We start from the raw sequence: 25,033 nt of genomic DNA, 5'->3' as shown, positions 1-25,033 counted from the left end.
GCGTCGCCCACGGGCCACGGCGCGGCGCGGTTGCCCTTGCCATGCGCCGCACGCGGCGTATGCTGCGGCCACGAAAGAAGGACGCCGCAGTGCAGCAAAGCGATCCCGATATCACGCCGATCACCCCTGATGCGCCGATTGCCGCCGACACGCACGGCGGGCGGGCGAAGTGCCTTCAGCGTCTGGTGCGGCTGGATCTGCCGGTACCGTCCACGGTGGCGCTGTCCTTCGATGCCGTCCACGCGATCGCGGGCGGCGAGATGCCGGACATGGCCGGGCTCCTGGCGCCGTTCGGACAGTCGCCGTTGCTGTGCGTGCGCCCGTCGTCGGAAGACCCCGACTGGGGTGGGCCGGGCGCGGTGCTCAACATCGGCATGAACGACGCACATTACGTCGAGCTGTGCGACCGCATCGGCAAGCCGGCGGCGGCCGCGCTCTATCGCCGCTTCGTGCAGGCTTATGCCGTGCATGTCGCGCGGCTTGACGCCGACGCGTTCGACGACGCCTGCACCGACGATCCCGCCGAGAGCCTTGGCGCGATATTGCATGTCTACGAGGAAGAGACGGAGGAGCCGTTCCCGCAGGATCCGGCCGTGCAGCTGGCCGAGGTTTTGCGGTCCATGGCCCGGGCATGGGAAGGCACCACCGCCCGCCTGCTGCGGCAGGCCAAGGGGGCGCCCGCGGACGCGGGGCTGGGCCTGGTTGTGCAGGAAATGGCGCTGGGGCTGGGGCAGGGCGAATGCGGCTCCGGCGTGATCCAGCTGGTGGACAGCCAGACCGGCGCGCGCCAGATCACCGGCCGCTACCTCAGCCAGAGCCAGGGGCGCGAGGCGCTGACCGGGGGCGCCGACGCGCTTTACCTCGAACGCGATCCGCGCGGGCCGTCGCTCGAGGAGCTCGCACCGGAGGCGTTTGCCGATCTCGAGCGCTACACCGCGCTCATGCGCGAGAAGCTGCGCGAGGAGATGCAGGCCGAATTCACCATCGAGAACGGCAAGGTCTACCTGCTTGACGGGGTGCGCGTGGCGCGCACCGCCCGCGCGGCGGTGGCGATCGCCGTGAAGCTGGCCGAGGATGGCATCATCTCGCGCCAAGAGGCGCTGATGCGGGTGGAGCCGCGCGCGCTCAACGAACTGCTGCACCGCCAGGTCGACCCGGAGGCGCCGCGCGACGTGCTCGGCCGCGGTGTGGCCGCCAGCCCCGGCGCGGCCACGGGGCGCATCGTGTTCACCGCCGCCGCCGCCCAGGCCTGTGCCGCGCGTGACGAGGCATGCATCCTGGTTCGGCGCGAAACCTCGCCCGAGGACATCCGCGGCATGCATGCCGCCGTGGCCGTGCTGACCGAACGCGGCGGCATGACCAGCCATGCCGCCGTGATCGGCCGCGGCATGGGGCTGCCCTGTGTTGTCGGCGCCTCCGAGATCCGGTTCCAGACGCGCAAGAAACAGCTGCGCGCCCCCGACGGCCGCGTGTTCAGGGAAGGTGACGTGATCACCGTCGACGGCACCCACGGCGACGTGCTGGCCGGGCGCGCGCCCCTGCTGGAACCCGCGCGCGACACGTCGTTCCAGACGCTCATGGGCTGGGCCGACGCGGTGCGCGACATCGCCGTGCGCGCCAACGCCGACACGCCCGCCGACGCCGAGGTCGCCCGCAAGTTCCGCGCGCAGGGCATAGGGTTGTGCCGGACCGAGCACATGTTCTTCGAAACCGATCGCCTGACGGCCATGCGCGAGATGATCTTCGCCGACACCAGCGAGGACCGTGCGGCGGCATTGGAAATCCTGCTGCCGATGCAGCGCGGGGATTTCACCGACCTGTTCCGCATCATGCAGGGCCAGCCTGTGTGCATCCGGCTGTTCGACCCGCCGCTGCACGAATTCCTGCCCACCGACCGGGCGGGACACCGCGAGCTGGCCGAGTCGCTGGACATACCCGTCTCGGAGGTCACGCGGCGGGTCGAGGCGCTGGGCGAATACAACCCCATGCTCGGGATGCGCGGCGTGCGGCTGGGCGTCACCGTGCCGGAAATCTACGAGATGCAGGCGCGGGCGATCTTCGAGGCGACGATCGAGGCCAGCCGGGAGGGTGACCCGGTGGTGCCCGAGATCATGATCCCGCTGGTCTCCGCGCGCCGCGAGGTGGCGCTGGTGAAGGCGCGGATCGATGCCGTCGCGGCCGCGGTTCGGTCCGAGACGGGGACCGACTTCGCCTTTCGGCTGGGCGTCATGGTGGAAACGCCGCGCGCCGCGCTGCGCGCCGCAGACATCGCGCCGCAGGTCTCGTTCCTGAGCTTCGGCACGAATGACCTGACGCAGATGACCTACGGGCTCTCGCGTGACGATGCCGGCCGCTTCATGTCCGATTACGTCCAGCAGGGCGTCTACCCCGAGGATCCCTTTCACACGCTCGACACCGAGGGCGTGGGCGAGCTTCTGACCATCGGTGCCGAACGGGGCCGCTCGGCGTGCCCCGAACTGGTTCTTTCCATCTGCGGCGAGCACGGCGGCAACCCCGAATCAATCGCCTTCTGCCGCGCTGCCGGTTTCGACTACGTCTCGTGCTCGCCGTTCCGGGTGCCGGTGGCGCGACTCGCTGCCGCACAGCTGGCGGTCGCCGACAAGATTTCCTAGCCGGCGCCACGTTTTGTGAAACTTTCTTGAAAGCTGCGGACGGTGCGCCTTTCGTTCGTTGCCGGCGCCCGCCGGGCGCCCGGGTGCCAGGGTGGACAGGTTGTGATATAGTCGGTATCTGCCGCCGGTCGGCCTGAAGGGCCGCCGCGCCACCTGGAGGGACAGAGATGAAACGCATCGCCTTTGCGCTGGCCGTGATGTTTGCCGGAACGGCCTCGGCAGAAACGCCGCTTTCTCAACTCATCGAACGCGAGCGCGCCGCGCTGGACGGGCTGGGTGGCAATGCGCTGGTCAGCTACCTCGAGCGTCCCTCGACCGGGATGCGCTATTCCCGGGCGTGGATCGACGCCCAGCCCGAAGCGGAGGGCGGCGAGCAGTGGCGTTGCCTGGCCGAGGCGCTGTACTTCGAGGCGCGCGGCGAAAGCGTGAAGGGCCAGTTCGCCGTGGCCGAGGTCGTCATGAACCGCGTGGACAGCGCGGAGTTTCCCGATTCCGTCTGTGGCGTGGTCAACCAGGGCACGGGCCGGAAATACGCCTGCCAGTTCACCTATACCTGCGATGGCCATGCCGAGGTGGTGAACGAACCGCGTGCCTTCACGCGGGCGGGAAAGGTGGCCAAGCTGATGGTCGATGGCGCACCGCGGTCGCTTACCAAGGGGGCCACGCATTACCACGCCAAGCGCGTGTCGCCGCGATGGTCGCGCCGCTTCGCACGCACCGCGACGATCGGCGTGCATCACTTCTACCGCATGCCGACGCGGATTTCACAGAACTAGGTTTCGGCCCTCTGGACCGGGGGTACAGTTTGCCGCGCGCACGTGCGGCGAAGCCGGTTTCGTCTCGTCCCACATGACCGTGTGGCGCCAACGGCGGTGCCGCATTCGGACCTTGGTCTGCCGCGCCGTCCCGTGCTAGGGGCAGCCGGATATGCATGATGACAGGCGTGGCAACAAGGGAGCGCCCGGATGAGCAACGAAATCCGCCTCGCGTTCGAGCACCCGGCCGAGCGCGCCGACGCGACGGCGCCGGACGGGCCGCTCGACCGGATATCGGTGCGCGACCACGTCGTGGAGGTCGAGATCGGCGCCTTCCAGGCCGAGCGCGGCACGACCCAGCGGATCTGTTTCAACGTCGTCGTGGAGGTGCGGCCCATCACCGATCCGCTGGCCGACGACGTGGACCGCATCCTGTCGTATGATCGCGTGACCGAGGCGATCACCGCGGAGCTTGCCGAGGAACGGCTCAACCTCCTCGAGACGCTTGCGGAACGGATCGCCGAACGCATCCTCGCCGAGCCGCAGGCGGTTCGAACCTTCGTGCGCATCGAGAAACTCGATCGTGGTCCCGGTGCACTGGGGGTGGAGATCGTCCGCTCGGTCGCCGACCTTGCCACCCAGGCCGCCGCGCCGCAGGGTGCCCAGAGGCCGCACCCGCACGTCGTGTTCCTGTCCAATGCCGCCGCCGCCTCGCCAAACCTGGGCACCTGGCTGGACCAGCTTCAGGCAAGGGCGGAACCCGTCGTGCTTTGCGTGGGCCGGCCGCCGGCGGAGGTGCCCGAGAGCGACCACCCGATGGTGCAGCGCCGCATCGACCTGCTGGCCATCGAGCAGAACGCGTGGCTGCTGGCCGCGCGCGACGCGCGTTGCGTCGTGGTCGACACCCGCACCGAGCTCGACTGGGCGATGAAGAACGGCCAGATCAGCGTCTGGGCCCCCTCCAAGATCGTGCTCGACGCCGTGGACGGGCCCGCGCCGGAGGCTGCGCCCAACGAACTGGCGGCATGGCTCGCCGGGCACCTGGAGGCGTCGGATTTCCTGCTGATCGGCGAAAACCCGCCAAGCGCCGCACCGGTGCCCGTGCTGGTGCAGGACATCGCGCGCTCGGGGCTCTGAGGCGCTTGCCAATTCCGCGGTCTTGTCGCATTCACCGGCCATGACGGACTATTTCCGGCCCATCCCGCGCATTGATCCGGCCCGCCCGAAGGGCGCGCACACGCTGGCCGGCGGCTGGTGCTGGTTCGCGCAGGCCGAGGTGCTGCGCCGCGGCGCGGCGCCCGAGGTGATCGCGGCAGATGACCTTGCGCCCGAGGTGCGCGAAACCCTGACGCGCCCGCGCGCCCCGATCGCCGGGCTCGGGTTCGCCGCGCCGCGGCTGATGGGCATCCTGAACGTGACGCCCGACAGTTTCTCGGACGGTGGCGAGCACGCCACCTTCGACCGGGCCGTGGCGCATGCGCTGTCCATGACGGCCGCGGGTGCGGACATGATCGACGTGGGGGGCGAATCCACACGCCCCGGCGCCACCGAGATCCCGGCATCGCGGGAGATCGACCGCGCCGTTCCCGTGATCGCTGCAGTCGCAAAGGACCTCGGGGCGCCCATTTCGATTGACACGCGCAAGACGGCGGTGGCGCGCGCGGCCCGTGACGCCGGCGCGGCGCTGGTCAATGACGTGTCGGCCTTCACCTTCGACGACGGCCTCGCGCCTTTCTGCGCGGAGGAACGGTTGCCCGTGTGCGCGATGCATGCCCAGGGCGATCCGCAGACCATGCAGGACAACCCGAGTTACGACGACGTGCTGCTGGACGTTTATGATTTCCTTTCCGGGCGGGTCGCCGCGCTGGAGGCCGCGGGCATCCCGCGCGACGCGATCCTGGTGGACCCCGGCATCGGCTTCGGCAAGACGCAGTCGCACAACCTCGCGCTTCTGGCGCGGCTGTCGCTGTTCCACGGTCTGGGCTGCCCGGTGCTGCTGGGCGCGTCGCGCAAGCGGTTCATCGGCGACATCGGCCGCGCGCCTACCTCGCCCGAACGCGTTCCGGGCTCGGTCGCGGTCGCGCTGGCCGGGGTGGCACAGGGGGTACAGATGCTGCGCGTGCACGACGTGGCCGCCACGCGCTCGGCTCTGGCACTTTGGCAGGCGGCCACAACGGGAGACTCGCCATGACCCGAAGTCTGTTCGGCACGGACGGCGTGCGTGGCACCGCCAACACTGCACCCCTGACCGCCGAGACGGCCCTGCGCATCGGGGCGGCGGTGGGCCGCTATTTCCGGCGCGACAGCGAAACCGCGGTGCACCGCGTGGTGATCGGCAAGGACACGCGGCTGTCGGGCTACATGTTCGAGACCGCGCTGACCGCCGGGCTGACCTCGACGGGCATGAACGTGCTGCTGCTGGGGCCGGTGCCCACGCCCGCGGTGGGGCTTCTGACGCCCTCGATGCGCGCGGACCTCGGCGTGATGATCTCGGCCAGCCACAACCCGGCCGAGGACAACGGTATCAAGTTCTTCGGCCCTGACGGGTTCAAGCTGTCGGATGCCGCGGAGGCCGAGATCGAGCGGTTGATCGAGGCCGGTGTCGACCCGGCCCCGGCGGGCGAGATCGGGCGGGCCAAGCGCATCGACGATGGGCGGTTCCGCTACAACGAGCGGGTGAAAACGACCTTCCCGCGGGCCATGCGGCTCGACGGCATCAAGGTGGTCGTGGATTGCGCCAACGGCGCGGCCTACCGCGCGGCGCCCGAGGTGCTGTGGGAGTTGGGGGCCGAGGTGATCCCGGTGGGCGTGGCGCCCGACGGCTACAACATCAACGCCGAGTGTGGCTCCACCAAGCCGCGCGTGGCCGCCGAAACGGTGGTGGCGCACGGTGCCGATCTCGGGATCTGCCTTGACGGTGACGCCGACCGCGTGGTGCTGATCGACGAGACCGGCACCGTTGCCGACGGGGATCAGATCATGGCGCTGCTGGCCGATCGCTGGGCGGCCGAGGGCCGGCTGGCCGGCGGCGCGCTGGTGGCCACGGTGATGTCGAACCTGGGGCTCGAACGCTATCTCGGTGCACGCGGCCTGCGGCTGGAACGGACCGGCGTCGGCGACCGTTACGTCGTGGAACGGATGCGCGCGGGCGGGTTCAACCTTGGCGGCGAACAGTCCGGCCACATCGTGATGACAGATCACGCCACCACCGGCGACGGGCTGATGGCCGCGCTTCAGTTCCTGGCCGAGATGGTGCGCACCGGGCAGCCGGCCAGCGCGCTGGCGCGGTCGTTCGAGCCGGTGCCGCAGCTTCTGCGCAACGTGCGGTTCTCGCGTGGGCAGTTGCCGCTCGAGGTCGAGGCGGTGCAACGCGCCATCGCCGAGACCGAGGCGGAGCTTCAGGGCTGCGGCCGGCTGCTGATCCGCAAGTCGGGGACCGAGCCGCTGATCCGCGTGATGGCGGAATGCGAGGATGAACCACGGCTCACCCGCGCCGTGGAGCGTGTGGTCGAGGCGGTGGAGCGCGCCGTGACGCGGTGAACCACCGCGCCCGTTTCACGCCCGGGCGACCAGACGGCGCAGCGCCTGCGCCTGGCTCAGCGCAAGCCCGGCCATGATAAGCGCGAAGCCCGCGAAAAACAGCGGCGGCAGCGTTTCGCCCAGAAACACGGTGCCCAGCCCGATCGACCAAAGCGGCACGACGTAATTGGTCAGGCTCAGGAAGCTGGGCCCCGCGCTTCGGATCACGCGCACGAGGATCAGCGTCGCCAGCGCCGTGGGCCCGAGCCCGAGATAGAGAAAGCCGAGGGCTGGGATCAGCGTCACCCGCTCCGGCCAGTCCTCCAGCCACAGCGCCACGGGCGCGATCACCACCGTGGCGCACAGCAGCGCCCCGGCGCCGAAGACCAGCCGGTCGACTGGCGGGGCGCGGCGCGTGATGATCGACCCGGTGGCATAGCAGCAGGCCGCCCCAACGCATGCCAGTCGTGCCAGCGTCAGCCGCCAGCCACCGGCATCCAGCTTCATCAACTCGTCGGGCCCGATCAGAAGGATCACGCCCAGGAACCCGGTGAAGAAGCCGACGAGCTTGATCGGCCCGATCCGCTCGCCGGGCACGAAGAGATGCGCCAGCGGCAGCACGAAAAGCGGCACGCTGGCCATCGTCATGCCGGCGAAGGCCGAGGCGACGCTCTGTTGCGCCCAGTTGAGCAGGAAGAAGGGCAGCGCGTTGGAAAACACCCCCATGCCGAGACAGAACAGCCAGACGCGCCGGTCGTGCCCGCCGCGCAGCCCCGGCAGGCGCCGGCCGGTGAGCAGGATAGCCGCCAGCAGCACCGCGGCGGCCAGCGTGATCCGCCCCGCCGCCAGCACCAGCGGCCCGAAATCGGCCAGCGCCACCTTGGCGCCCATGAAGGACGCGCCCCAGAGCAGCCCCAGCGTCATGATCAACAGCCAGTCGGCAAGCCCCGGCGCTGCGGGGCCCACAGATGTCTGGGCGCTCGTCATCGCTGCCACCCGTCTCGTGCACATTCAACCGGACGGGCACCGCCGTTGCCCGGCCGCGCCCGCCCTGCGATCGATGAAAGATGGGTCAGTTCTTGGACTTGTCGACCATCTTGCCGGCGGTGATCCACGGCATCATGCCGCGCAGCTTCTCGCCCACTTCCTCGATCTGGTGGGCGTCGTTGTTGCGGCGGGTGGACTTGAAGAACGGCTGGCCGACGGCGTTCTCGCGCATGAACTCGCTGACGAAACGGCCCGACTGGATGTCGGTCAGGATGTCCTTCATCCGCGCCTTCGTCTCGTCGTAGGGCAGCACGCGCGGGCCCGAGACGTATTCGCCGAACTCCGCGGTGTTGGAGATCGAGTAGTTCATGTTGGCGATGCCGCCCTCGTAGATCAGGTCCACGATCAGCTTGACCTCGTGCAGGCACTCGAAATACGCCATCTCGGGGGCGTAGCCGGCCTCGACCAGCGTCTCGAAGCCCATGCGGATCAGTTCCACGATGCCGCCGCACAGCACGGCCTGTTCGCCGAAGAGATCGGTTTCGCATTCCTCCTGGAAGGTGGTCTCGATGATGCCCGAGCGCCCGCCGCCGATGGCCGAGCAGTAGGACAGGCCCGTCTCCAGCGCCTTGCCCGAGGCATCGGTGTGCACGGCGACGAGGCAGGGCACGCCGCCGCCCTTGGCGTATTCGCCCCGCACCGTGTGGCCCGGCCCCTTGGGGGCCATCATGATGACGTCGACGCCCTCCTTGGGCTCGATCAGGCCGAAGTGCACGTTCAGCCCGTGGGCAAAGGCGATGGCCGCGCCCGGCTTGATGTGGTCATGGACGTACTTGCGGTAGGTCTCGGCCTGCAGCTCGTCGGGCATGGTGAACATCATCAGGTCGCACCACGCGGCGGCCTCGGAAATCTCCTTGACCTCGAGGCCCTCGGCCTCGGCCTTCCTGGCTGACGACGAGCCTTCGCGCAGCGCCACGCAAAGATTCTTGGCGCCCGAATCGCGCAGGTTCAGTGCGTGGGCGTGGCCCTGGCTGCCGTAGCCGAGGATCGCCACCTTCTTGTCCTTGATCAGATTGATGTCGCAATCGCGGTCGTAATACACGCGCATGGCGTTTCTCCTTCGCGGGTTGATGTCGCGGGCCAGCATAGCGCCCGGGCACGCAGGATGGGATCAAAAGCGATGGTTTTCCGGGTTTTGCCGTGATAGCCATTCGTAAAACGACGAATTCCGACAAGATCATGCTCGACGACACCGACCGCCGGCTGCTGCGCCACTACCAGCACGCGCCCGATCTGCCGCCCGCGGAACTGGCCGAGCGCGCGGGCGTGACGCCCGCGACCTGTGCCCGGCGGTTGCAACGGATGCGCACGGCGGGCGTGATCCGGGGCAACCACGCGGTGATCGACTGGCGCGCGCTGGGCTACGAGGTCGAGGTCAGCCTGCGCATCACGCTCGACAAGGCACAGCCCAACGCCTTCGACGAACTGCACGCCGCCGCCCGCGCCGTGCCCGAGATCGTCGAGATCCAGACATTCCTGGGCCGCGTGGACCTGCGGCTGTCGGTGATCGCGCGCGACATGGCCCACTACCAGCAACTCTATCGCGACCACATCCTGACGCTGCCGCATGTCGCCGACATCGAGGCGCTGATGCACGTGGCGCGCATCAAGTCCGACGAGTTGTTGCCGCTGTGATCGAGCTGGACACCACCGACCGGATGATCCTGCGCGAACTGTCGCGCGACGCAACGCAGAGCGCGAGCGCGCTGGGCCGGCAACTTGGCCTGTCGCAACCGGCCGCCTGGCGGCGCGTCAGGCGGTTGCGTGATCTGGGTGTCATCAAGGGCCGGCGCCTCGACCTGAACCGCGAGGCGCTGGGGTTCGGCGTGACCGTCTTCCTCGGCGTGAAACTGGCCACCAAGGGCCGGATGAGCATCGAGGATTTCGAGCGCGCGGTCGCCGCCATCCCCGAAGTGCAGACCGTCGAGCACATCCTCGGCCTGTTCGATTACCGCCTCCGCGTGGTGGCCCGTGACATCGCGGATTTCGAACGCGTGCTGCGCCGCCGGATCATGATGCTTCCCGGCGTGGGAGAGGTGGAGGCCAACGTGCTGCTGAGCGAGGAACGTTTCCCGGGCCCGATAGGCTGACGCGCGGTGTGCTTTCATCCGCGCCGCGCGCTAGCACCCCGGGGCAGGACAGAGGAGAGACAGACCATGACAGCCCTTCGCGACGACGTGGACCCCGACGGCCTCCTGGAATACTCGGTGGTTTTCACCGACCGCTCGCTCAACCACATGAGCGCGGCGTTCCAGCAGGTGATGCGCGACATCTCCGGCATGCTGGGGCAGGTCTACAACGCCCAGGCAGTCGCGATCGTTCCCGGCGGCGGCACTTACGCGATGGAAGCGGTCGCGCGCCAGTTCGCCCGCGGGGCGCGCACGCTGGTGGTGCGCAACGGCTGGTTCTCCTACCGCTGGAGCCAGATCCTCGACTCCGGCGATCTCGGCGCCGGGGGCACCGTGTTGATGGCGCGGCGCACGGGCAACGCCGAGCCGGCCCCCTTCGCGCCCGTGCCGGTCGAGGAGGTCGCGGCGCACATCCGCGCGGAAAAGCCCGATGTCGTCTTCGCACCGCATGTCGAGACCTCTGCCGGGATCATCCTGGCCGACGATTACATCGCGGCGCTGGCGCAGGCCGCCCACGAGGTGGGCGCGCTGCTGGTGCTCGATTGTATCGCGTCCGGGGCGGTCTGGGTGGACATGGAAAAGACGGGCGTGGACGTCCTGATCTCGGCGCCGCAGAAGGGCTGGTCGGCCTCTCCCTCGGCGGGGCTGGTGATGCTCTCGGCGCGCGCGGGCGAGCGGCTGGAGGCGACCGTCTCGGACAGCTTTGCGCTGGACCTCAGGAAATGGCGCGCGATCATGAAGGCGTACGAGGATGGCGGGCACGCCTACCACGCCACCATGCCCACCGACGCCCTGCGCGATTTCCGAGACGCGATGGTCGAGGCACGCGATTTCGGCTTCGAGAAACTGCGCGCGGCGCAGTGGGCGCTGGGCGACGGCGTGCGCGCCATGCTGGCGGCGCGCGGCGTGACCTCGGTCGCCGCCGAGGGGTTCGGCGCACCCGGCGTCGTCGTGGCCTACACCGACGACCCCGAGATCAAGACCGGAGCGAAGTTCGCCGCGCACGGCATGCAGATCGCCGCGGGCGTGCCCCTGGCCTGCGACGAGCCCGAGGGGTTCATGACCTTCCGGCTGGGGCTTTTCGGCCTCGACAAGCTCTACGACGTCGATGGCGCGAAAGCCCGGCTGGAAGGGGTGCTCGACAAGGTGCTGTGACGCGGCGCCCGTCCGTTCATTTCGCCGATTTAGCGATAGGACCCCACTGGGGCTTGCAGCCGTTCACCCCCGTGCGCCAAGGCCGAGCTGCATCATCGTGCGCCGCACCGGCGGCAGCGAATAGATCGCGTCGAGCCCCAGCGCGCGCGCGTCGCGCAGTGGGCGTGCGTGCATCTGCGACGCGCGGTTGAGCACGTCGATGCCCGTCGCCCGCGCCTTGACGTCCCAGTGGCGACGGCGTTCGTAGGTCTCCAGCATCTGCGCGTCGCCCAGCCGGTCGGGGGCCTGCGCGGCCAGGTCTGCCAGCACGCGCATGTCGGCCAGCGACATGTTCAGCCCCTGTGCCCCGATGGGCGGGACGACATGCGCGGCCTCGGCGACCAGTGCCACGCGCTCGGCCTGCATCCGCTCGGCCACCTGGGTGATGATGGGCCAGACGGTGCGGCGCGATTCCAGCGTCAGCGGCCCGAACAGGTGGCACGACCTTTCGCTCATCGCCGCCTCGAACTCGGTCACGGGCAGGCCGGCCAGCCGCAGCGCCTCGGGGCCGTCCTCCATCCAGACCACGGCCGAGCGCGGCCGGCCGTCGGCGCGGTCGGGCAAGGGAACCAGCGTGAAGGGGCCGCCCGAGCGGTGGATCTCGGTCGACACGTTGTCGTGCGGGATCGGGTGCGTGACGGCGAACGCAAGCGCCTTCTGGCCGTATCGCGTGGTCTGCACGCGGATGCCGGCGGCCTGCCGGATGGGCGAATTGCGTCCGTCGGCCGCGATCACCAGCCGGCAGCGCACCGTGTCGCCGTCGCTGAGCGTAACGCGCGCCTCGCGCTCGCGGGTGAACAGGCCCGCCGTGCCGGTGCCGGCGCGGAACGCCACGCCGGGCAGGCTGTCGAGGTGTGCCACCATCTCGCGGCGCAGCAGCCAGTTGGGCAGGTTCCAGCCGAAGGGCCTGTCCGAGATGTCGCCGGCGTCGAAGTCCTTCACCAGCCGTGGCTCGGGCGTGGCGCCGCCGGCGTCCACGATGCGCATGACCTGAAGCTCGGCGGCGTGGGGCGCCAGACGGGCCCAGAGCCCCGCCTGGTCCAGAAGGGCCTGCGCGGGCTGGAGGAAAGCGGTCGTGCGCAGGTCGGCGCCCTCGCCCTCGCTTTCGGTGACCGGCGGGGCCGGATCGACGCAGACGACGGAGAAGCCGAGGTTTCCGAAGACGGCGGCGGCCGTCAGGCCGGCCACGCCGCCGCCGGAAATCAGGATGTCGCAAGAAACGTGCGTCATGGCAGATCCCTTCGGTCCGAAAACCTAGCCCGCGGCGGACGGATCTGCCAGCCGTCTCTGGTCATCCCTTGGTGATCATCAGAAGAACGATCATGATGACGGGCACGGAGGCAAGCGCGGGAATGTAGAGACCCGGCACGCCCCATTGCACCACGGCCAGCGCCCAGCCGGCCAGCAGCAGCACGACGGTCAGCAGGATCTTGAGAAACGTCGCGGTCTCGCCGGTGTCTTTCTGGCTGGTGGCGTGGTCGGCCGGCGCGGTGTCGGAAAGTGTCATGGCGGGGTCCTTTCGTGGGTTTCGGCTTGATCTCGACGGATATGATGCGTTCGTGGACCTGCATCAAAGGCGCATATCGCCGCACGCGGCGGGCTGTCACAGCAGCCGCGCGAGGAACCCCGACAGGTTGTCGGTGTGGTGGTGAATGTGCGGCGCCTCGGCCTTTTCCCCGGCGACGTGAACGGTGCGCAGGCCCATCGCATGCGGCGCGGCAAGGTTGCGCGGATCATCCTCGAAGATCGCCCCCTTGTTCGGGTCCAGACCGTCGCGGTCGAACACGGTGCCGAAGGCCTGCGCATGTGGCTTGGGCCGGAAGCCGGCGTGTTCCACGCCGTAGATCGCGTCGAAGGCGCCCGACAGGCCGCGGCGGTCGACCACCCGCGCGGCGTAAGGGGCACTGCCGTTGGTGTAGACGATCTTGCGCCCCGGCAGATCCCGGATCCGCGCGTGCAGCTCCGTGTCGGGCGCCAGCCCGTCGAGGGGAATGTCGTGGACGTGCTCGAGGTAGGGTTCCGGTGCCAGCCCGTGTTCCTGCATCAGCCCGGCCAGCGTGGTGCCATGTTCCCGCCAGTACTTGAGCCGCAGTCGGTCGGCCTCGGCGTGGGTGACGGCCAGGGCATCCATGACGTAGCGCGTCATCCGCGCCTCGATGCGGTCGAACAGCCGCACCTCCGGCGAATAGAGCGTGTTGTCGAGGTCGAAGACCCAGGTTTCGACGTGGCGGAAGTGATCGCGCGGCATGCCGCCAAGTTAGTGGGCCGCGACAACGCGTTCAATGCGGCAGTCTTGATCGCGGCGTGTGGGCGGGGATAGGGTCGCCCAACCCGGACAATGGCACGAGAGGCAATCGGCGCACCATGAAACCCGTTCAGAAGGATGCCTACACGCTGATCCTCGAGGCCATCGACATCGGTGTCTTCAAGCCCGGCGACCGGCTGGTGGAAAGCGACCTGGCCGAGCGTTTCGGCGTATCGCGCACCCCGATCCGCGAGGCGCTGCAGAGGCTGGAAACGCAATCGCTGCTCACGCGCGACGGGCGCAGCCTGATCGTGTCCTCGCTGGACCACAACCAGCTGGCCGAGCTCTACGTCGTCCGCGCCGAGCTGGAGGGGCTGGCCGCGAACCTTGCGGCGCGCCATGCCACCGACGAGGAGGTGCGCGTGCTGCGCGACATGGTGCGCGAGGACGAGGCGCTTCTTGGCGACCCGCCGGCGATGGCGCGCGCCAACCGGCGCTTCCACAAGCAGATTCACCTGGCGTCGCACAACCGGTTCCTGGTCCAGCAACTGGATCTGGTGCACCGGTCGATGGCGCTGATGGCGACCACCTCGCTGGCCGCGCAGGGGCGCGACGCGACCGCGCTGGAGGAGCATGACGCGATCGTCCGCGCGATCGAGAACCGTGATCCCGACGCGGCCGAGACGGCGCTGAAGGATCACATCTCGAAGGCGTTCGTGACCCGGCTGAAGCTGGATTCGGGCGAGGTCGGCTCGACCGTCTGAGGCCCGCCGCGCCGCCCCGGCAGGCTGAGCGAATGGCCGTGCGCGGTCTTGTCCCAGAAATACGGGGCGAACACCAGTTCGTAGAGCGCCTTGTAGGCGGCGATGGCGCCCAGCGGCCCGTAGAAGTGCATCGTCGGGGTCCATTTCATCAGGTGGCCGTGCTCGCGCCCGGAAACCGAGGCGAGATGGATGCAGATGTTGATCGCCTCGACCATCAGGAACAGGCTGACCAGCGTGATCAGCACGGGGGGCGCCATGATGGTCTGCAAAAGGTCCGGCTTTCCCAGCATCAGCAGCCAGAACAGCCACAGGAAGGGGGCGAGCAACACCTGCGAGACGGCCGAGACGAAATGCGCCTGGAACCCCCAGAACTGCCGGCGGCCGAGCTGCCGGCGCAGCAGCGCGGGCCGGCGCATGTGCACGAGATAGGTTGCCATGTAGCCCTTTAGCCAGCGCGAGCGCTGCTTGATCCAGGGCCAGAGGCGGCAGTTCGCCTCTTCGCCGGTGACGGTGTCGACCATCTCGGTGCGGTAGCCATGGCGTGCCAGCCGGAAGCCGAGGTCGGCGTCCTCGGTGACGTTGTGGGCATCCCAGCCGCCCAGTTCCTCCAGCGCAGCGCGGCGGAAATAGAGCGTCGTGCCGCCCAGCGGGATCGCGAGGCCCAGCCGCCGCATGCCCGGCAGGATGCTGCGGAACCATGTCGCGTACTCTATGGTGAAGCAGCGGGCCAGCCAGTTCTGACGCGCGTTGTAGTAGTCCAGTACGCCCTGCAGGCAGACCACGTCCTCGGGGGCGGACTGGAACCTGCGGGCGATGCGGGTGATCTGGTCGGGCTCGGGCGCGTCCTCCGCGTCGAGGATGCCGATGATCTCGCCCTCGCAGAAGTCCAGCGCATAGTTCATCGCGCGCGGCTTGGTGCGCGGCTGGCCTTCGGGCACCACGACCGGGCGAATCCAGGGCGGCAGGTCGATGCCGGCCAGCGTTTCCAGGGTGGTGGCATCATCCTCCTCGAGCACGAGGATCACGTCGAGCAGGCACTTGGGGTAGGTCAGCCGTGTCAGACGTGCGATCAGCGCGTGCGCGATCTCGGTCTCGCGGTAGAGCGGCACGAGGATCGAGACCCGCGGCAGTGGCCCCTGGCTGACCTCGGGCGCAATGTCCTGCGCGGCGCCGTCGCCGCCCGCGGTGACACGGGCCACGAAGGCAGCCGTCTTCAGCCCTGCGGACACGAGCAGGGTGACGGCGGCCCACACGACGAGCACGGTCAGCACCGCCAGCGGGAAGGCCACCGTGATCGCGGCCAGGGCGGCCAGAAGGCCCAGCGTGATCATCAGCCTCCGGCGCGGGGCGAATCCCCAGGTGCGGCAGCTCTCGGTGGCCGGCACGCGACGTTGGGCGGCGTCGGTCAGAACGGCACGGTTACCGGCGGCTGCGGCCTGTTGCACCTCGTGCCGGGTGGCAACGGCGACCTGCGCATCGCGGACCGCCGGTTCGAGATCTGCCGGAAGGGCGTCGAGCGCATCGGGATCGGGCGTGATGACGAATGGCGCGCCGGTGTCGTCGCGCACGGGCAGAACACCGTGCTTGATCAGCAGCCGGGGGTCGGCGCGGGTGCGACGCTGTTCGGCCGCCCCGAGCTGTTCGGCGTCCAGAACCTGGGTCTCGTGCCGGCGGGCCTGCACGGCCAGAACGTCCGCCTCGCGCAGGAGGTTCTCGGCCTCGAGCACCCGGGCCAGCGGCGCGTCGCAATGACGCTGCACGAGCCGTGCGAGCGATTCGTCGGCGCGGCTGATGATACCGGACTGGACGAGATCCGCGCCCAGCGTGTCGCGCCCCGCCGGCGTCGCCGCGCCGGCACCATCCACCTGACGCAATTCGGAAATGCCCATGGTTCAGCCTCGCCGTCCGTTACGGGACGAGGGTCGACCAATCCGGTTAACGAAAGATAAACGCGGCCCCGGCGCGTCAGCCGGCCATCGCGGCGGCGAAGCGTTCGAAGAGGTAGAAGCTATCCTGCGGGCCGGGGCTGGCTTCGGGGTGGTGCTGGACCGAGAACACCGGCGCATCGGTCATGCGGATGCCGCAGTTCGAGCCGTCGAAGAGCGAGACATGCGTCTCGGCGACGCCGTCGGGCAGGCTCTGGCCGTCGACGGCAAAGCCGTGGTTCATCGAGGTGATCTCGACCTTGCCGGTCTCCACTTCCTTGACCGGGTGGTTGGCGCCGTGGTGGCCGTGGTTCATCTTGACCGTCTTGCCGCCGAGCGCGAGCGCGAGCATCTGGTGGCCGAGGCATATGCCGAACATCGGCAGGCCGCGGTCGAGCACGCCGCGGATCATCGGCACGGCGTAATCGCCCGTGGCCGCGGGATCGCCGGGGCCGTTGGACAGGAACACGCCGTCGGGTTCGTGCGCAAGGACGTCGTCGGCGGTGGCCGTGGCGGGCAGTACCGTGACCTCGCATCCGGCGCTGGCCAGGCAGCGCAGGATGTTGCGCTTGGCGCCGTAATCCACGGCGACGACGCGGTGGCGTGCCTGCGTCTGACGGGTGTAGCCTTCGGGCCAGGCCCAGCGCATCTGGTCCCAGCGATAGGACTGTGCGCAGGTCACCTTGCGTGCGAGGTCCATGCCCTCCAGCCCGGCGAAGCCGCGCGCCTTGTCCACCAGCGCGGCGGCGTCGAAGTCGCCCGCCGGGTCGTGGGCCAGCGCGATGTGCGGCGCGCCCTGCTGACGGATCGCGCGGGTCAGTCGCCGGGTGTCCACGCCGCCGATGGCGATGCGCCCGCGGCGGGCCAGCCAGTTTGCCAGCGTGTCGGCGGCACGCCAGTTGCTGGGGTCCGTCGGGTCCCACTTGACGACCATGCCCTCGGCCACCGGTTCGGCGGTTTCGTCGTCCTCGGGGTTCACGCCCGTGTTGCCGATGTGGGGAAAGGTGAAGGTCACCACCTGACCGGCGTAGGAGGGGTCGGTCATGATCTCCTGGTACCCGGTCATCGCGGTGTTGAAACACAGCTCCGCGGTGGTCTCCCCGGTGGCGCCGAACCCGGTTCCGTAGAACACGGTGCCGTCGGCAAGGGCCAGGCAGGCGGTCGGGCGGGGCGAGGACGCAGGGGCCATGTCAGGGAGTCTCCGGGATGCAAACCGGCGCGACCGTATGGCCGGGCAGGGCGGGGGTCAAGGGGCGGTGCACCCGATCGCGTGAATGTGCGTACGGTTGCCTCGGCCTTTTCCTTTCACTACCCTGCGTCTCTTGTCACACGTCACAGGGGGCATGCGAAATGCAATTGCGCGAGCGCGTGAACGCGGCGCTCAAACAGGCGATGAAGGACAAGGACCCGGACCGCCTGGCAACGCTGCGTCTGATCAATGCCGCCATCAAGGACCAGGACATCGCCGCACGCGGCGAGGAGGGGGATTCGGGCGTCAGCGAAAGCGACATCCTCGGGATTCTGAGCAAGATGATCCAGCAGCGCCGCGAGAGCGTCCGCTCCTACGAGGAAGGCGGCCGCCTCGACCTGGCCGAGCGCGAGAGCGCGGAGATCGACGTGATCGCCGAGTTCCTGCCGCCGCAGCTTGATGACGCGGATGTCGAGGGCGCGATCGACGAGGCGATTGCCGAGGTGGGCGCGAAATCCATCCGCGACATGGGCAAGGTCATGGGCGTGCTCAAGCAGAGATACAGCGGCCAGATGGATTTCGGCGTGGTCGGCCCGAAGGTGAAGAACCGGCTGAGCGGTTAGGCTTGGCGCGGCCGATGCCACGTGCGCCCGCGTTCGCTCAGCCGGCCCGTGCCCGGCGCAGGGCCTCGGCAAGTTCGCCGTAGAGCGTCTTGCGCTCGTCTTCCGACAGGAACGATCCGATCTCGACCTGACGGCCCCTTCCCGTGAGCGTGATGTAGTGCTCCACCGGCCCGCCCTTGGGGTGCATCTCGACCCTGGCCCAGTAGCTGTTGCAATCCCATTCCTGCGTGCCGCCATCCGGGTTGCGGCGCAGCAGGTGGGTGTGCACTGGCCCGATGATCAGCGCCTCGTGCAACTCGGCGGTGCGGTAGGAGCGTTCCAGCGCCCACCACAGCCCGCCGACCGCCAGCAGCATGAACGGCAGCAGGCCCCACAGCACCACCGTACCAAGCAGCGGGTAGAGGGGAATCGTGATCAGCGTGAAGGTCGCGAGGATGAAGGCCGCGAACCCGCGGCGCGGCAGCGAGCGGTGCGGCCAGAGATCGAGCCGTGTCACATCGGCCGCGTCCGCGCCCGTCTGTCTGGACCATTCGTAGGGCATGACCGGGTTCTAGTGTCGCCCGCGGGTTGGAAAAGGCCCGTCGGGCAGGTTCGAAAAAAAGCGGGCCCTGACGCTTGCCGGGCCCGCCTGTTCGTTCGGTTCGGCCGCGCGCTCAGTGCGCGTGGCCCTTGTCCCAGTCCTCGCGCTTGGGGAGCGTTTCGAAGGTGTGCTCCGGCGGTGGCGAGGGCAGGGTCCACTCCAGCGTGTCGGCGTATTCGTTCCAGTAGTTGTTCTCGGTCACGCGCGCCCCGCGGAACAGCGAGTAAAGCACGACACCGAAGAAGAACACGAAGCTGGCGAAGGCGATGAACGCGCCGATCGACGACCAGTAGTTCCAGGTGGCGAAGGCCTCGGGGTAGTCGATGTAGCGCCGCGGCATGCCCTGGCGACCCAGGAAGTGCTGCGGGAAGAACGTCAGGTTGGACCCGATGAACATCGCCCAGAAGTGCAGCTTGCCGGCCCACTCGGGGTACTGGCGGCCCGTCATCTTGCCGAAGTAGAAGTATATGCCGGCAAAGATGGCGAACACGGCGCCGAGGCTCATCACGTAGTGGAAGTGCGCCACGACGTAGTATGTGTCGTGGTAGGCGCGGTCCACGCCGGCCTGGCTGAGCACGACGCCCGTCACGCCGCCGACGGTGAACAGAAACAGGAAGCCGAAGGCCCATAGCATCGGCGTCTTGAACTCGATCGAGCCGCCCCACATCGTCGCGATCCAGCTGAACACCTTAACCCCGGTCGGCACGGCGATCACCATCGTGGCCAGCATGAAGTAGGACTGCTGCGTCAGGCTCATGCCGACGGTGTACATGTGGTGCGCCCAGACGACGAAGCCCAGGAATCCGATGGCGATCAGCGCCCAGACCATCGGCAGGTAGCCGAAGATCGGCTTGCGCGAGAAGGTCGCGATGACGTGGCTGATGATCCCGAAGCCCGGCAGGATGATGATGTAGACCTCCGGGTGCCCGAAGAACCACAGGATATGCTGGTAGAGCACGGGGTCGCCGCCGCCGGCGGGGTCGAAGAAGGTGGTGCCGAAGTTGCGGTCGGTCAGAAGCATGGTGATCGCGCCCGCGAGAACCGGCAGCGCCAGCAGGATCAGCCAGGCGGTGACGAAGATCGACCAGGAAAACAGCGGCACCTTGAACAGCGTCATGCCCGGTGCGCGCATGTTCAGGAAGGTCGTGATCATGTTGATCGCGCCGAGGATCGAGGACGCGCCGGAGACGTGCACCGCGAAGATCGCGAGGTCCATCGACATGCCCGCCTCGTTCGTCGACAGCGGCGGGTACATCACCCAGCCCACGCCCGAGCCGAGTTGCGCGTTGCCGCCCGGCGCCAGCAGAGAAGCGACGCCCAGCGCGGTGCCGGCGACGTACATCCAGTAGCTGAGGTTGTTCATGCGCGGGAAGGCCATGTCGGGCGCGCCGATCTGCAGCGGCATGAAGTAGTTGCCGAAACCGCCGAACAGCGCCGGGATCACCACGAAGAACATCATCAGGATGCCGTGGTAGGTGATCAGCACGTTCCACAGGTGCCCGTTGGGGGTGCATTCGCCGGCCGCCGCGGCGGTGAAGCGCGCCCCCTCCATGCACATGTACTGCACGCCGGGCTCCATCAGCTCCATGCGCATGTAGACGGTGAACAGCACCGCGATCAGCCCGACCACGGCCGAGGTGACCAGGTAAAGGATACCGATATCCTTGTGGTTCGTGGACATGAACCAGCGGGTGAAGAACCCGCGTTCGTCATCATGCTCATGGCCGTGAATGGCTGCGTCTGCCATTATGTTGCCTCCTGCTGAGAATATCGTCCGCACGCGACTTTCAACGCGCGATGTCGCATTCGCGTTGATGCAAGTTCTAGAATTCTTTTCCCGCGGCGGCAACGTCGGAGTTTGATCTGGATCAAGAAAAAATGTCGCGCCCGGGCGATCCCGCGGCCGCCCGGGCGCGCGCCGCCGGATCAGCCGACCGGCGCACCATCGCGGCGCGAGACGGCGATCACCGATGAGCGGGGCAGCCCCTCGCCGTCGGGCCAGCTGCCGCCCGGGTGCTGGATGCCCACGAACATGGTGCGCCGGTCGTTCGACCAGCACAGGCCCGTGACCTCGCAGCCGTAGGGGCCGGTCATGAAGCGCGCGATCTCGCCCGTGACCGGGTCGCCCACCAGCATCTGGTTGTTGCCCATCCCGGCGAAATCGCCCTCGTTGTCGTAATCGCCATCGGTCTGTATCCAGACGAGGCCGCTGCTGTCGAAGGCCATCCCGTCGGGCGAGTTGAACATGTTGCCCGGCGTGATGTTGGCCGACCCGGCGTAGGCATCGTCATGCACCGTCGGGTTGCCGGCCATGACGTAGAGATCCCAGTCGAAGGTCTCGGCGGCATGATCGTCGGCGTGCGGCATCCAGCGCACGATCTGGCCGTAGTGGTTGACCTCGCGCGGGTTGGGGCCGCCCACCGGGGTCTCGTCGCCGCCCGCGTTGGGCTTGACGCCGCGGTTGCGGTTGTTGGTCAGGCAGCAGTAGCCCTCGACCGCGTGCGGGTTCACCGAGATCCACTCGGGGCGGTCCATGGTGGTCGCGCCCACGGCGGAACCGGCCTTGCGGGCGAAAATGCGGATTTCCGCCTCGCTCTCCATGCCCGTGGTCCCGGGCGTCAGGGGCAGCCATTCGCCGGTCTGGTCGTCGTTGAACTTGGCCACGTATAGCGTGCCCTCGTCCAGCAGGCCTTCGGTCGGGCCGCCGGGCGCATAGGTGCCGTCGGAAACGAACTTGTACATGAACTCGCCGCGCTCGTCGTCGCCCATGTAGACGACCACGCGCCCGTCGGCGGCCAGAACGACCTCGGCGTTCTCGTGCTTGAAGCGGCCCAGGCCGGTGTGCTTGACGGGTGTGCTCTCGGGGTCGGTCGGGTCGATCTCGACGACCCAGCCGACGCGGTGCGGTTCGTTGGGGTTCTGCGCGGTGTCGAAGCGCGCGTCCCACTTGTGGTAATCGTAGCCCCAGCCATCGGTGCCGATGCCGTAGCGGGCATAGCCATCGACCAGCGCGTTGGGTTTCTGGTCCTGCGGCTCGGCGGTCGAGCCGAAGTAGCCGTTGAAGTTCTCTTCGCAGGTCAGGTAGGTGCCCCAGGGCGTGCGGCCCGAGCCGCAGTTGTTCATCGTGCCCAGCGATTGCGTGCCGGTCGGATCGGCCGCGGTCTTGAGCAGGTCGTGCCCGGCGGCGGGGCCGACGATCCGCATGGGCGTGTTGTGATGGATGCGACGATTGTAGGGGCTGTCGGTGACGATCGACTAACCGTTTTCGCCCTCGGCCACTTCCACCACGGTCACGCCCTGCAGGTTCTGCAGCTTGCGCACGTCGCCGGCATTGGCGGGCACACCCTCCTGCTCGGCCGGCAGGTTGGTGCCGCGGTTGGTGTATTCGCTGTTGATCGCGAGGATCGTACGGCCATTCAGCGCGAAGGTCTCCATCCCGTCGGTGTTCTCGCCGAAGACACGGTCGGAGCCCTCGACCGGGCCGCCGCCCGCGTTCACGTCATAGCCATCGGCATCCGAGAACAAGGGATCGCCCCAGCGCATCATCGTTTGCCAGGAATAGCCCTCGGGGACATGCACGTCGAAATCGGTCTGGATGTCGATGGGGGTGAAGGGAAAGCGACTGGACGCCGCCTGCGCCTCGGCCGAGGTTCCGCTCAGCAGGCCGTTGCCCATCGCCGCGGCGCCCGACCCGAAGGCCAGCACACCGCCCAGAAAGCCGCGGCGCGAGATTGCGCGCTCGACCACCCGGTCGAAGTCGTTGGTCTCGGGACGCGGGAAATTCTGCTCGTCCCAGTCGTCGGCGGACATGTTGACGGTGTCGATATCTTTCATCGGTCTCTCCTCTCGGGAACGGTGACAAGGGGTCCGTTATTCGTAGTTGCCGCCGATGTCTGAGACGTGAGAGATTGATGACATCAGAAAGACTCAGGTTTCCGCTGCGTCGCCCGCCGCTGGGCCGAAGTGGGCGTCGAAGGTGCGCCGCAGTGCCGTGTCCACGTCGCCCAGCGTTACCGGCAGGCCGAGGTCCACCAGCGAGGTCACCCCGTGGTCAGAGATGCCGCATGGCACGATGCCGGCAAAGTGGTCGAGGTCCGGCTCGACGTTGATCGAGATGCCGTGGAAGCTGACCCACTTGCGCAGCCGGATCCCGATGGCCGCGATCTTGTCCTCGGGCGGTTGCCCGGTCTCGGTGCGCGGCTTGTCGTCGCGCACCACCCAGACGCCGACGCGGCCCTCGCGGATCTCGCCGCGCACGTTGAACTGGTCGAGCGTGGCGATGACCCAGGCCTCCAGCGCGGCGACGAACGACCGAACGTCGCGCCCGCGCCGGTCGAGATCGAGCATGACGTAGACGACCCGCTGGCCCGGCCCGTGATAGGTGTATTGCCCGCCGCGTTTCGTTTCGTAGACCGGAAAGCGGTCCGGGCTGACGAGGTCTTCGCGACGCGCGCTCGTTCCCGCGGTGTACAGCGGCGGGTGCTCCAGCAGCCAGATGCATTCGTCGGCCTCGCCGGCGCGGATCGCCGCGACGCGCCCTTCCATGACGCGTTCGGCGGTGCGGAAATCGACGGGCTGGGTTGACGTGATCCACTCGACCAAGGGGCGGCTCCGGCGGTTGCGCGGGCGGAAATTTGGAGTCCCGGTCCGGGCCGGGCCTGTGCTATGCTTCCGTATTACCTTTTCACACGGAGGAAAACCGACCATGCCATTCCAACGGTCGACCAAGGCCATGCTGATTGCCGCGATCCTTGCCACATCGACCACCGCCGCGCGTGCGGACAACGAGTTCCTCGGCGGGCTCGTGGGTGGCATGATCGGCAGTGCGATCGTCACCGGCGTGGCCAAACAGAACGAGCAGAAGCGCCGGACGACCACGGTGGTGCGCGAACGCGTCTACCGCCCCGGCGCCTCGGCCGCCGTGGTGCAGGAGCGCCGCCAGATCCAGACCTCGCTGAACTACTTCGGGTTCAACGCGGGCGTCGTCGACGGTGTGCTGGGCCCCAACACGCGCAACGCGATCTCGCGCTACCAGGGCTTCATGAACTACCCGGCAAGCGGGCAGTTGACCAACTTCCAGAAAAGCCTGCTGCTGGCGGCCTACCAGCGCGGCCAGGCCGGCGGCCCCGAGGTGAACCGGCTGATCAGCCAGGACCCCAACGGCGTGCGCGCGCTGCTGCTGGAACAGCGCAAGGCGCTGACCGGCGGGCAGACGCGGCTTTCGGGTTATGCCGGGCTGCCGCCGGCGGTGTCGAACGCCATCGACGAGGTCGCGCGCAGCAGCGATCCCTCGGCCGAGCAACTGCTTCAGCGCGCGGGCTTCATCCAGCTCGCGGACCTGAACGGCGACGGCAACAACGATTACATCCTCGATACCTCGGTCAGCGGGTCGAGCTTCTGGTGCAACGCCGACCAGTGCAAGAGCCTGGTCTTCGCGTCGACACCCCAGGGCTACGTGCGCAACGAACTGCTGGTGCATGACCCGCAGCCGGCCAGCTTCACCTGCACCGGCGGCTCCTGCCGCCTTGCGCAGGGGCAGGACACGCAGATGGCCAGTGGCGGCGCGCAGGGTACGACCGGCGGCGACCAGACGACCATGGCCGCGGCCCGTTCGGGAACGGCCTCCTCGGGCGACCAGGGCAGCCTGCCGGTGTTCGAGACCGCCAAGCCGCAGAAATCCCTGGGCGATCACTGCAACAGGGTCAACATGCTGACCAACGCCAACGGCGGGTTCACCACCGTGTCCGAGATGAACGACCCCGAGTTCGTGCTGAGCGAGCAGTTCTGCCTCGCGCGGACCTACGCCATCGCGGCGGGCGAGGACCTGGCCGGCTCGGTGCAGGGGGCCAGCCCCGCGCAGATCGACGCCAAGTGCGATTCCTTCGGCAAGGCGATGTCGGACTACGTCGCCCGCGCCGGCGAAGCCGGGCGTGACGCGGTGCTTTCGGACGTGCGCCAGTTCGTCCTCGGCGCCGACATGACGACGGACCAGCTGTCGACCACCGCGCGCATCTGCCTGGCTTCCGGGTATCGCCGCGACGAGATGACACCGGCCATCGCCGGGGCTATGACCCTGGTCGCGCTGGGCGAGAAACCCTACGCCGAGCTTCTGGGCCATCACCTGTCCAAGGGCTTCGGCACGCCCGAACGCGCCGATCTCGCGCAGGACTGGTACACCATGGCGGTCGACGCGCTGGACGGCGGGGCAACTCCCGTCTTCGCCCCCGAGCAGGCGAATCGCGGCACGCTGCTGCACCAGGCGACGATGGCGCTCTCGGGCGGCCAGGCGTCGGGTGGCCCGGCGCCCGTATCCACGCAGGGCGAACCTCTGCCGGTGTTCCAGGTCTCGCAATGACGCGCCGGGGCGGGCCGTTCGCGGCCCGCCCCCACGTCCCGTGAAATCGCGTTTCGCCGGGATGCGATTTGCCCC

Annotated in this window: 21 protein-coding genes and 1 pseudogene; 11 read left to right on the top strand and 11 right to left on the bottom strand. The window is 68.5% G+C overall.

All coding sequences use genetic code 11. From position 1 onward, the window contains the following. Nucleotides 1–59 precede the first annotated feature (59 nt). The 5 genes from ppdK to glmM all read left to right on the top strand — a co-directional run bounded on the left by ppdK (nt 60) and on the right by glmM (nt 6,928). Nucleotides 60–2,633: a pyruvate, phosphate dikinase gene (gene ppdK, locus CEF10_RS00255; RefSeq protein ID WP_198586115.1), complete on the top strand. Its 2,574-nt coding sequence runs from the start codon at nt 60–62 to the stop codon at nt 2,631–2,633. A 167-nt stretch (nt 2,634–2,800) separates the two neighbouring features. Then, nucleotides 2,801–3,409 carry a cell wall hydrolase gene (locus tag CEF10_RS00250; RefSeq protein ID WP_232796349.1) on the top strand — a complete coding sequence of 203 codons (609 nt, stop codon included), beginning with the start codon at nt 2,801–2,803 and terminating at the stop codon, nt 3,407–3,409. A 189-nt stretch (nt 3,410–3,598) separates the two neighbouring features. Then, nucleotides 3,599–4,525 (top strand): dihydroneopterin aldolase, encoded by a 927-nt coding sequence (locus CEF10_RS00245; RefSeq protein ID WP_101065370.1) that lies wholly within the window; start codon nt 3,599–3,601, stop codon nt 4,523–4,525. 40 nt (nt 4,526–4,565) lie between these two features. Beyond that, nucleotides 4,566–5,579: a dihydropteroate synthase gene (gene folP / locus CEF10_RS00240; protein ID WP_101065369.1), complete on the top strand. Its 1,014-nt coding sequence runs from the start codon at nt 4,566–4,568 to the stop codon at nt 5,577–5,579. Beyond that, a complete protein-coding gene (glmM, locus tag CEF10_RS00235; protein ID WP_101065368.1) occupies nt 5,576–6,928 on the top strand; it encodes a phosphoglucosamine mutase in 1,353 nt (450 codons plus the stop codon). Before folP ends, glmM begins: the two co-directional genes overlap by 4 nt. 15 nt (nt 6,929–6,943) lie before the next feature. Here the strand turns inward: glmM and CEF10_RS00230 are convergent, their stop codons facing one another. Next, entirely contained in the window at nt 6,944–7,894 is a 951-nt protein-coding gene (locus tag CEF10_RS00230; protein ID WP_101065367.1) for a DMT family transporter, read from the bottom strand. Between the two features lie 85 nt (nt 7,895–7,979). Next, nucleotides 7,980–9,041 carry a ketol-acid reductoisomerase gene (gene ilvC, locus CEF10_RS00225; protein WP_108723454.1) on the bottom strand — a complete coding sequence of 354 codons (1,062 nt, stop codon included), beginning with the start codon at nt 9,039–9,041 and terminating at the stop codon, nt 7,980–7,982. 92 nt (nt 9,042–9,133) lie between these two features. Between ilvC and CEF10_RS00220 the strand changes: the two genes are divergently transcribed. The 3 genes from CEF10_RS00220 (at nt 9,134) to CEF10_RS00210 (ending at nt 11,238) form a co-directional block, all read left to right on the top strand. Next, entirely contained in the window at nt 9,134–9,589 is a 456-nt protein-coding gene (locus CEF10_RS00220; RefSeq protein WP_101065365.1) for an Lrp/AsnC family transcriptional regulator, read from the top strand. After that, complete coding sequence (locus CEF10_RS00215) at nt 9,586–10,044, top strand: Lrp/AsnC family transcriptional regulator (RefSeq protein ID WP_101065364.1); 459 nt, start codon at nt 9,586–9,588, stop codon at nt 10,042–10,044. Before CEF10_RS00220 ends, CEF10_RS00215 begins: the two co-directional genes overlap by 4 nt. Before the next feature lie 66 nt (nt 10,045–10,110). Then, entirely contained in the window at nt 10,111–11,238 is a 1,128-nt protein-coding gene (locus tag CEF10_RS00210) for an aminotransferase class V-fold PLP-dependent enzyme (protein WP_101065363.1), read from the top strand. 63 nt (nt 11,239–11,301) lie between these two features. Here the strand turns inward: CEF10_RS00210 and CEF10_RS00205 are convergent, their stop codons facing one another. The 3 genes from CEF10_RS00205 to CEF10_RS00195 form a co-directional block, all read right to left on the bottom strand. Next, on the bottom strand, nt 11,302–12,507 hold the full coding sequence (locus tag CEF10_RS00205) for a UbiH/UbiF family hydroxylase (RefSeq protein WP_101065362.1): 1,206 nt from the start codon (nt 12,505–12,507) through the stop codon (nt 11,302–11,304). 61 nt (nt 12,508–12,568) lie between these two features. Next, complete coding sequence (locus CEF10_RS00200; RefSeq protein ID WP_101065361.1) at nt 12,569–12,784, bottom strand: hypothetical protein; 216 nt, start codon at nt 12,782–12,784, stop codon at nt 12,569–12,571. 96 nt (nt 12,785–12,880) lie between these two features. After that, nucleotides 12,881–13,525: a pyrimidine 5'-nucleotidase gene (locus tag CEF10_RS00195; protein WP_101065360.1), complete on the bottom strand. Its 645-nt coding sequence runs from the start codon at nt 13,523–13,525 to the stop codon at nt 12,881–12,883. A 116-nt stretch (nt 13,526–13,641) separates the two neighbouring features. Between CEF10_RS00195 and CEF10_RS17110 the strand changes: the two genes are divergently transcribed. Continuing rightward, a complete protein-coding gene (locus tag CEF10_RS17110) occupies nt 13,642–14,286 on the top strand; it encodes a GntR family transcriptional regulator (RefSeq protein ID WP_232796348.1) in 645 nt (214 codons plus the stop codon). Here the strand turns inward: CEF10_RS17110 and CEF10_RS00190 are convergent. Beyond that, nucleotides 14,220–16,175, bottom strand: coding sequence for a glycosyltransferase (locus CEF10_RS00190; protein WP_232796347.1), 1,956 nt, complete (start codon nt 16,173–16,175; stop codon nt 14,220–14,222). The two genes, CEF10_RS17110 and CEF10_RS00190, sit on opposite strands and share 67 nt — an antisense overlap. A 76-nt stretch (nt 16,176–16,251) precedes the next feature. Then, nucleotides 16,252–17,400, bottom strand: a complete 1,149-nt coding sequence (gene carA, locus CEF10_RS00185) for a glutamine-hydrolyzing carbamoyl-phosphate synthase small subunit (protein WP_101065359.1) — start codon at nt 17,398–17,400, stop codon at nt 16,252–16,254. Between the two features lie 161 nt (nt 17,401–17,561). Between carA and CEF10_RS00180 the strand changes: the two genes are divergently transcribed. Continuing rightward, complete coding sequence (locus tag CEF10_RS00180; RefSeq protein WP_101065358.1) at nt 17,562–18,023, top strand: GatB/YqeY domain-containing protein; 462 nt, start codon at nt 17,562–17,564, stop codon at nt 18,021–18,023. Nucleotides 18,024–18,060: 37 nt separating this feature from the next. Here CEF10_RS00180 and CEF10_RS00175 read toward each other — a convergent pair whose 3' ends face one another. From CEF10_RS00175 to lipB, 4 genes and pseudogenes are all read right to left on the bottom strand, one after another. Beyond that, nucleotides 18,061–18,564 carry a DUF2244 domain-containing protein gene (locus tag CEF10_RS00175; protein WP_101065357.1) on the bottom strand — a complete coding sequence of 168 codons (504 nt, stop codon included), beginning with the start codon at nt 18,562–18,564 and terminating at the stop codon, nt 18,061–18,063. Nucleotides 18,565–18,676: 112 nt separating this feature from the next. Further along, the gene (gene ctaD / locus CEF10_RS00170; RefSeq protein ID WP_101065356.1) at nt 18,677–20,350 is read right to left on the bottom strand and encodes a cytochrome c oxidase subunit I; all 1,674 of its coding nucleotides are present in this window, start codon (nt 20,348–20,350) and stop codon (nt 18,677–18,679) included. A 179-nt stretch (nt 20,351–20,529) separates the two neighbouring features. Further along, nucleotides 20,530–22,437 (bottom strand): annotated as a pseudogene (locus tag CEF10_RS00165) (PhoX family protein). Nucleotides 22,438–22,530: 93 nt separating this feature from the next. Then, nucleotides 22,531–23,310, bottom strand: a complete 780-nt coding sequence (gene lipB / locus CEF10_RS00160; RefSeq protein WP_101065355.1) for a lipoyl(octanoyl) transferase LipB — start codon at nt 23,308–23,310, stop codon at nt 22,531–22,533. On the opposite strand from lipB, the gene CEF10_RS00155 reads away from it, so the two are divergent. After that, nucleotides 23,309–24,958 carry a peptidoglycan-binding domain-containing protein gene (locus CEF10_RS00155; protein ID WP_232796345.1) on the top strand — a complete coding sequence of 550 codons (1,650 nt, stop codon included), beginning with the start codon at nt 23,309–23,311 and terminating at the stop codon, nt 24,956–24,958. The genes lipB and CEF10_RS00155 overlap by 2 nt on opposite strands. Nucleotides 24,959–25,033: the final 75 nt, after the last annotated feature.

Source organism: Roseovarius salinarum, from assembly GCF_002834145.1.
Lineage (GTDB): Bacteria > Pseudomonadota > Alphaproteobacteria > Rhodobacterales > Rhodobacteraceae > Roseovarius > Roseovarius salinarum.
The sequence above is the reverse complement of the archived record's forward strand: the minus strand, read 5'-3'. Positions and strand labels throughout refer to the sequence as shown.

Excerpts from the sequence above, each read along its gene's own strand:
- ppdK (WP_198586115.1), top strand. The coding sequence starts at position 60 with ATGCTGCGGCCACGAAAGAAGGACGCCGCAGTGCAGCAAAGCGATCCC.
- CEF10_RS00250 (WP_232796349.1), top strand. The coding sequence starts at position 2,801 with ATGAAACGCATCGCCTTTGCGCTGGCCGTGATGTTTGCCGGAACGGCC.
- CEF10_RS00245 (WP_101065370.1), top strand. The coding sequence starts at position 3,599 with ATGAGCAACGAAATCCGCCTCGCGTTCGAGCACCCGGCCGAGCGCGCC.
- folP (WP_101065369.1), top strand. The coding sequence starts at position 4,566 with ATGACGGACTATTTCCGGCCCATCCCGCGCATTGATCCGGCCCGCCCG.
- glmM (WP_101065368.1), top strand. The coding sequence starts at position 5,576 with ATGACCCGAAGTCTGTTCGGCACGGACGGCGTGCGTGGCACCGCCAAC.
- CEF10_RS00230 (WP_101065367.1), bottom strand. The coding sequence starts at position 7,894 with ATGACGAGCGCCCAGACATCTGTGGGCCCCGCAGCGCCGGGGCTTGCC.
- ilvC (WP_108723454.1), bottom strand. The coding sequence starts at position 9,041 with ATGCTGGCCCGCGACATCAACCCGCGAAGGAGAAACGCCATGCGCGTG.
- CEF10_RS00220 (WP_101065365.1), top strand. The coding sequence starts at position 9,134 with ATGCTCGACGACACCGACCGCCGGCTGCTGCGCCACTACCAGCACGCG.
- CEF10_RS00210 (WP_101065363.1), top strand. The coding sequence starts at position 10,111 with ATGACAGCCCTTCGCGACGACGTGGACCCCGACGGCCTCCTGGAATAC.
- CEF10_RS00205 (WP_101065362.1), bottom strand. The coding sequence starts at position 12,507 with ATGACGCACGTTTCTTGCGACATCCTGATTTCCGGCGGCGGCGTGGCC.
- CEF10_RS00200 (WP_101065361.1), bottom strand. The coding sequence starts at position 12,784 with ATGACACTTTCCGACACCGCGCCGGCCGACCACGCCACCAGCCAGAAA.
- CEF10_RS00195 (WP_101065360.1), bottom strand. The coding sequence starts at position 13,525 with ATGCCGCGCGATCACTTCCGCCACGTCGAAACCTGGGTCTTCGACCTC.
- CEF10_RS17110 (WP_232796348.1), top strand. The coding sequence starts at position 13,642 with ATGAAACCCGTTCAGAAGGATGCCTACACGCTGATCCTCGAGGCCATC.
- CEF10_RS00190 (WP_232796347.1), bottom strand. The coding sequence starts at position 16,175 with ATGGGCATTTCCGAATTGCGTCAGGTGGATGGTGCCGGCGCGGCGACG.
- carA (WP_101065359.1), bottom strand. The coding sequence starts at position 17,400 with ATGGCCCCTGCGTCCTCGCCCCGCCCGACCGCCTGCCTGGCCCTTGCC.
- CEF10_RS00180 (WP_101065358.1), top strand. The coding sequence starts at position 17,562 with ATGCAATTGCGCGAGCGCGTGAACGCGGCGCTCAAACAGGCGATGAAG.
- CEF10_RS00175 (WP_101065357.1), bottom strand. The coding sequence starts at position 18,564 with ATGCCCTACGAATGGTCCAGACAGACGGGCGCGGACGCGGCCGATGTG.
- ctaD (WP_101065356.1), bottom strand. The coding sequence starts at position 20,350 with ATGGCAGACGCAGCCATTCACGGCCATGAGCATGATGACGAACGCGGG.
- CEF10_RS00155 (WP_232796345.1), top strand. The coding sequence starts at position 23,309 with ATGCCATTCCAACGGTCGACCAAGGCCATGCTGATTGCCGCGATCCTT.
- lipB (WP_101065355.1), bottom strand. The coding sequence starts at position 23,310 with ATGGTCGGTTTTCCTCCGTGTGAAAAGGTAATACGGAAGCATAGCACA.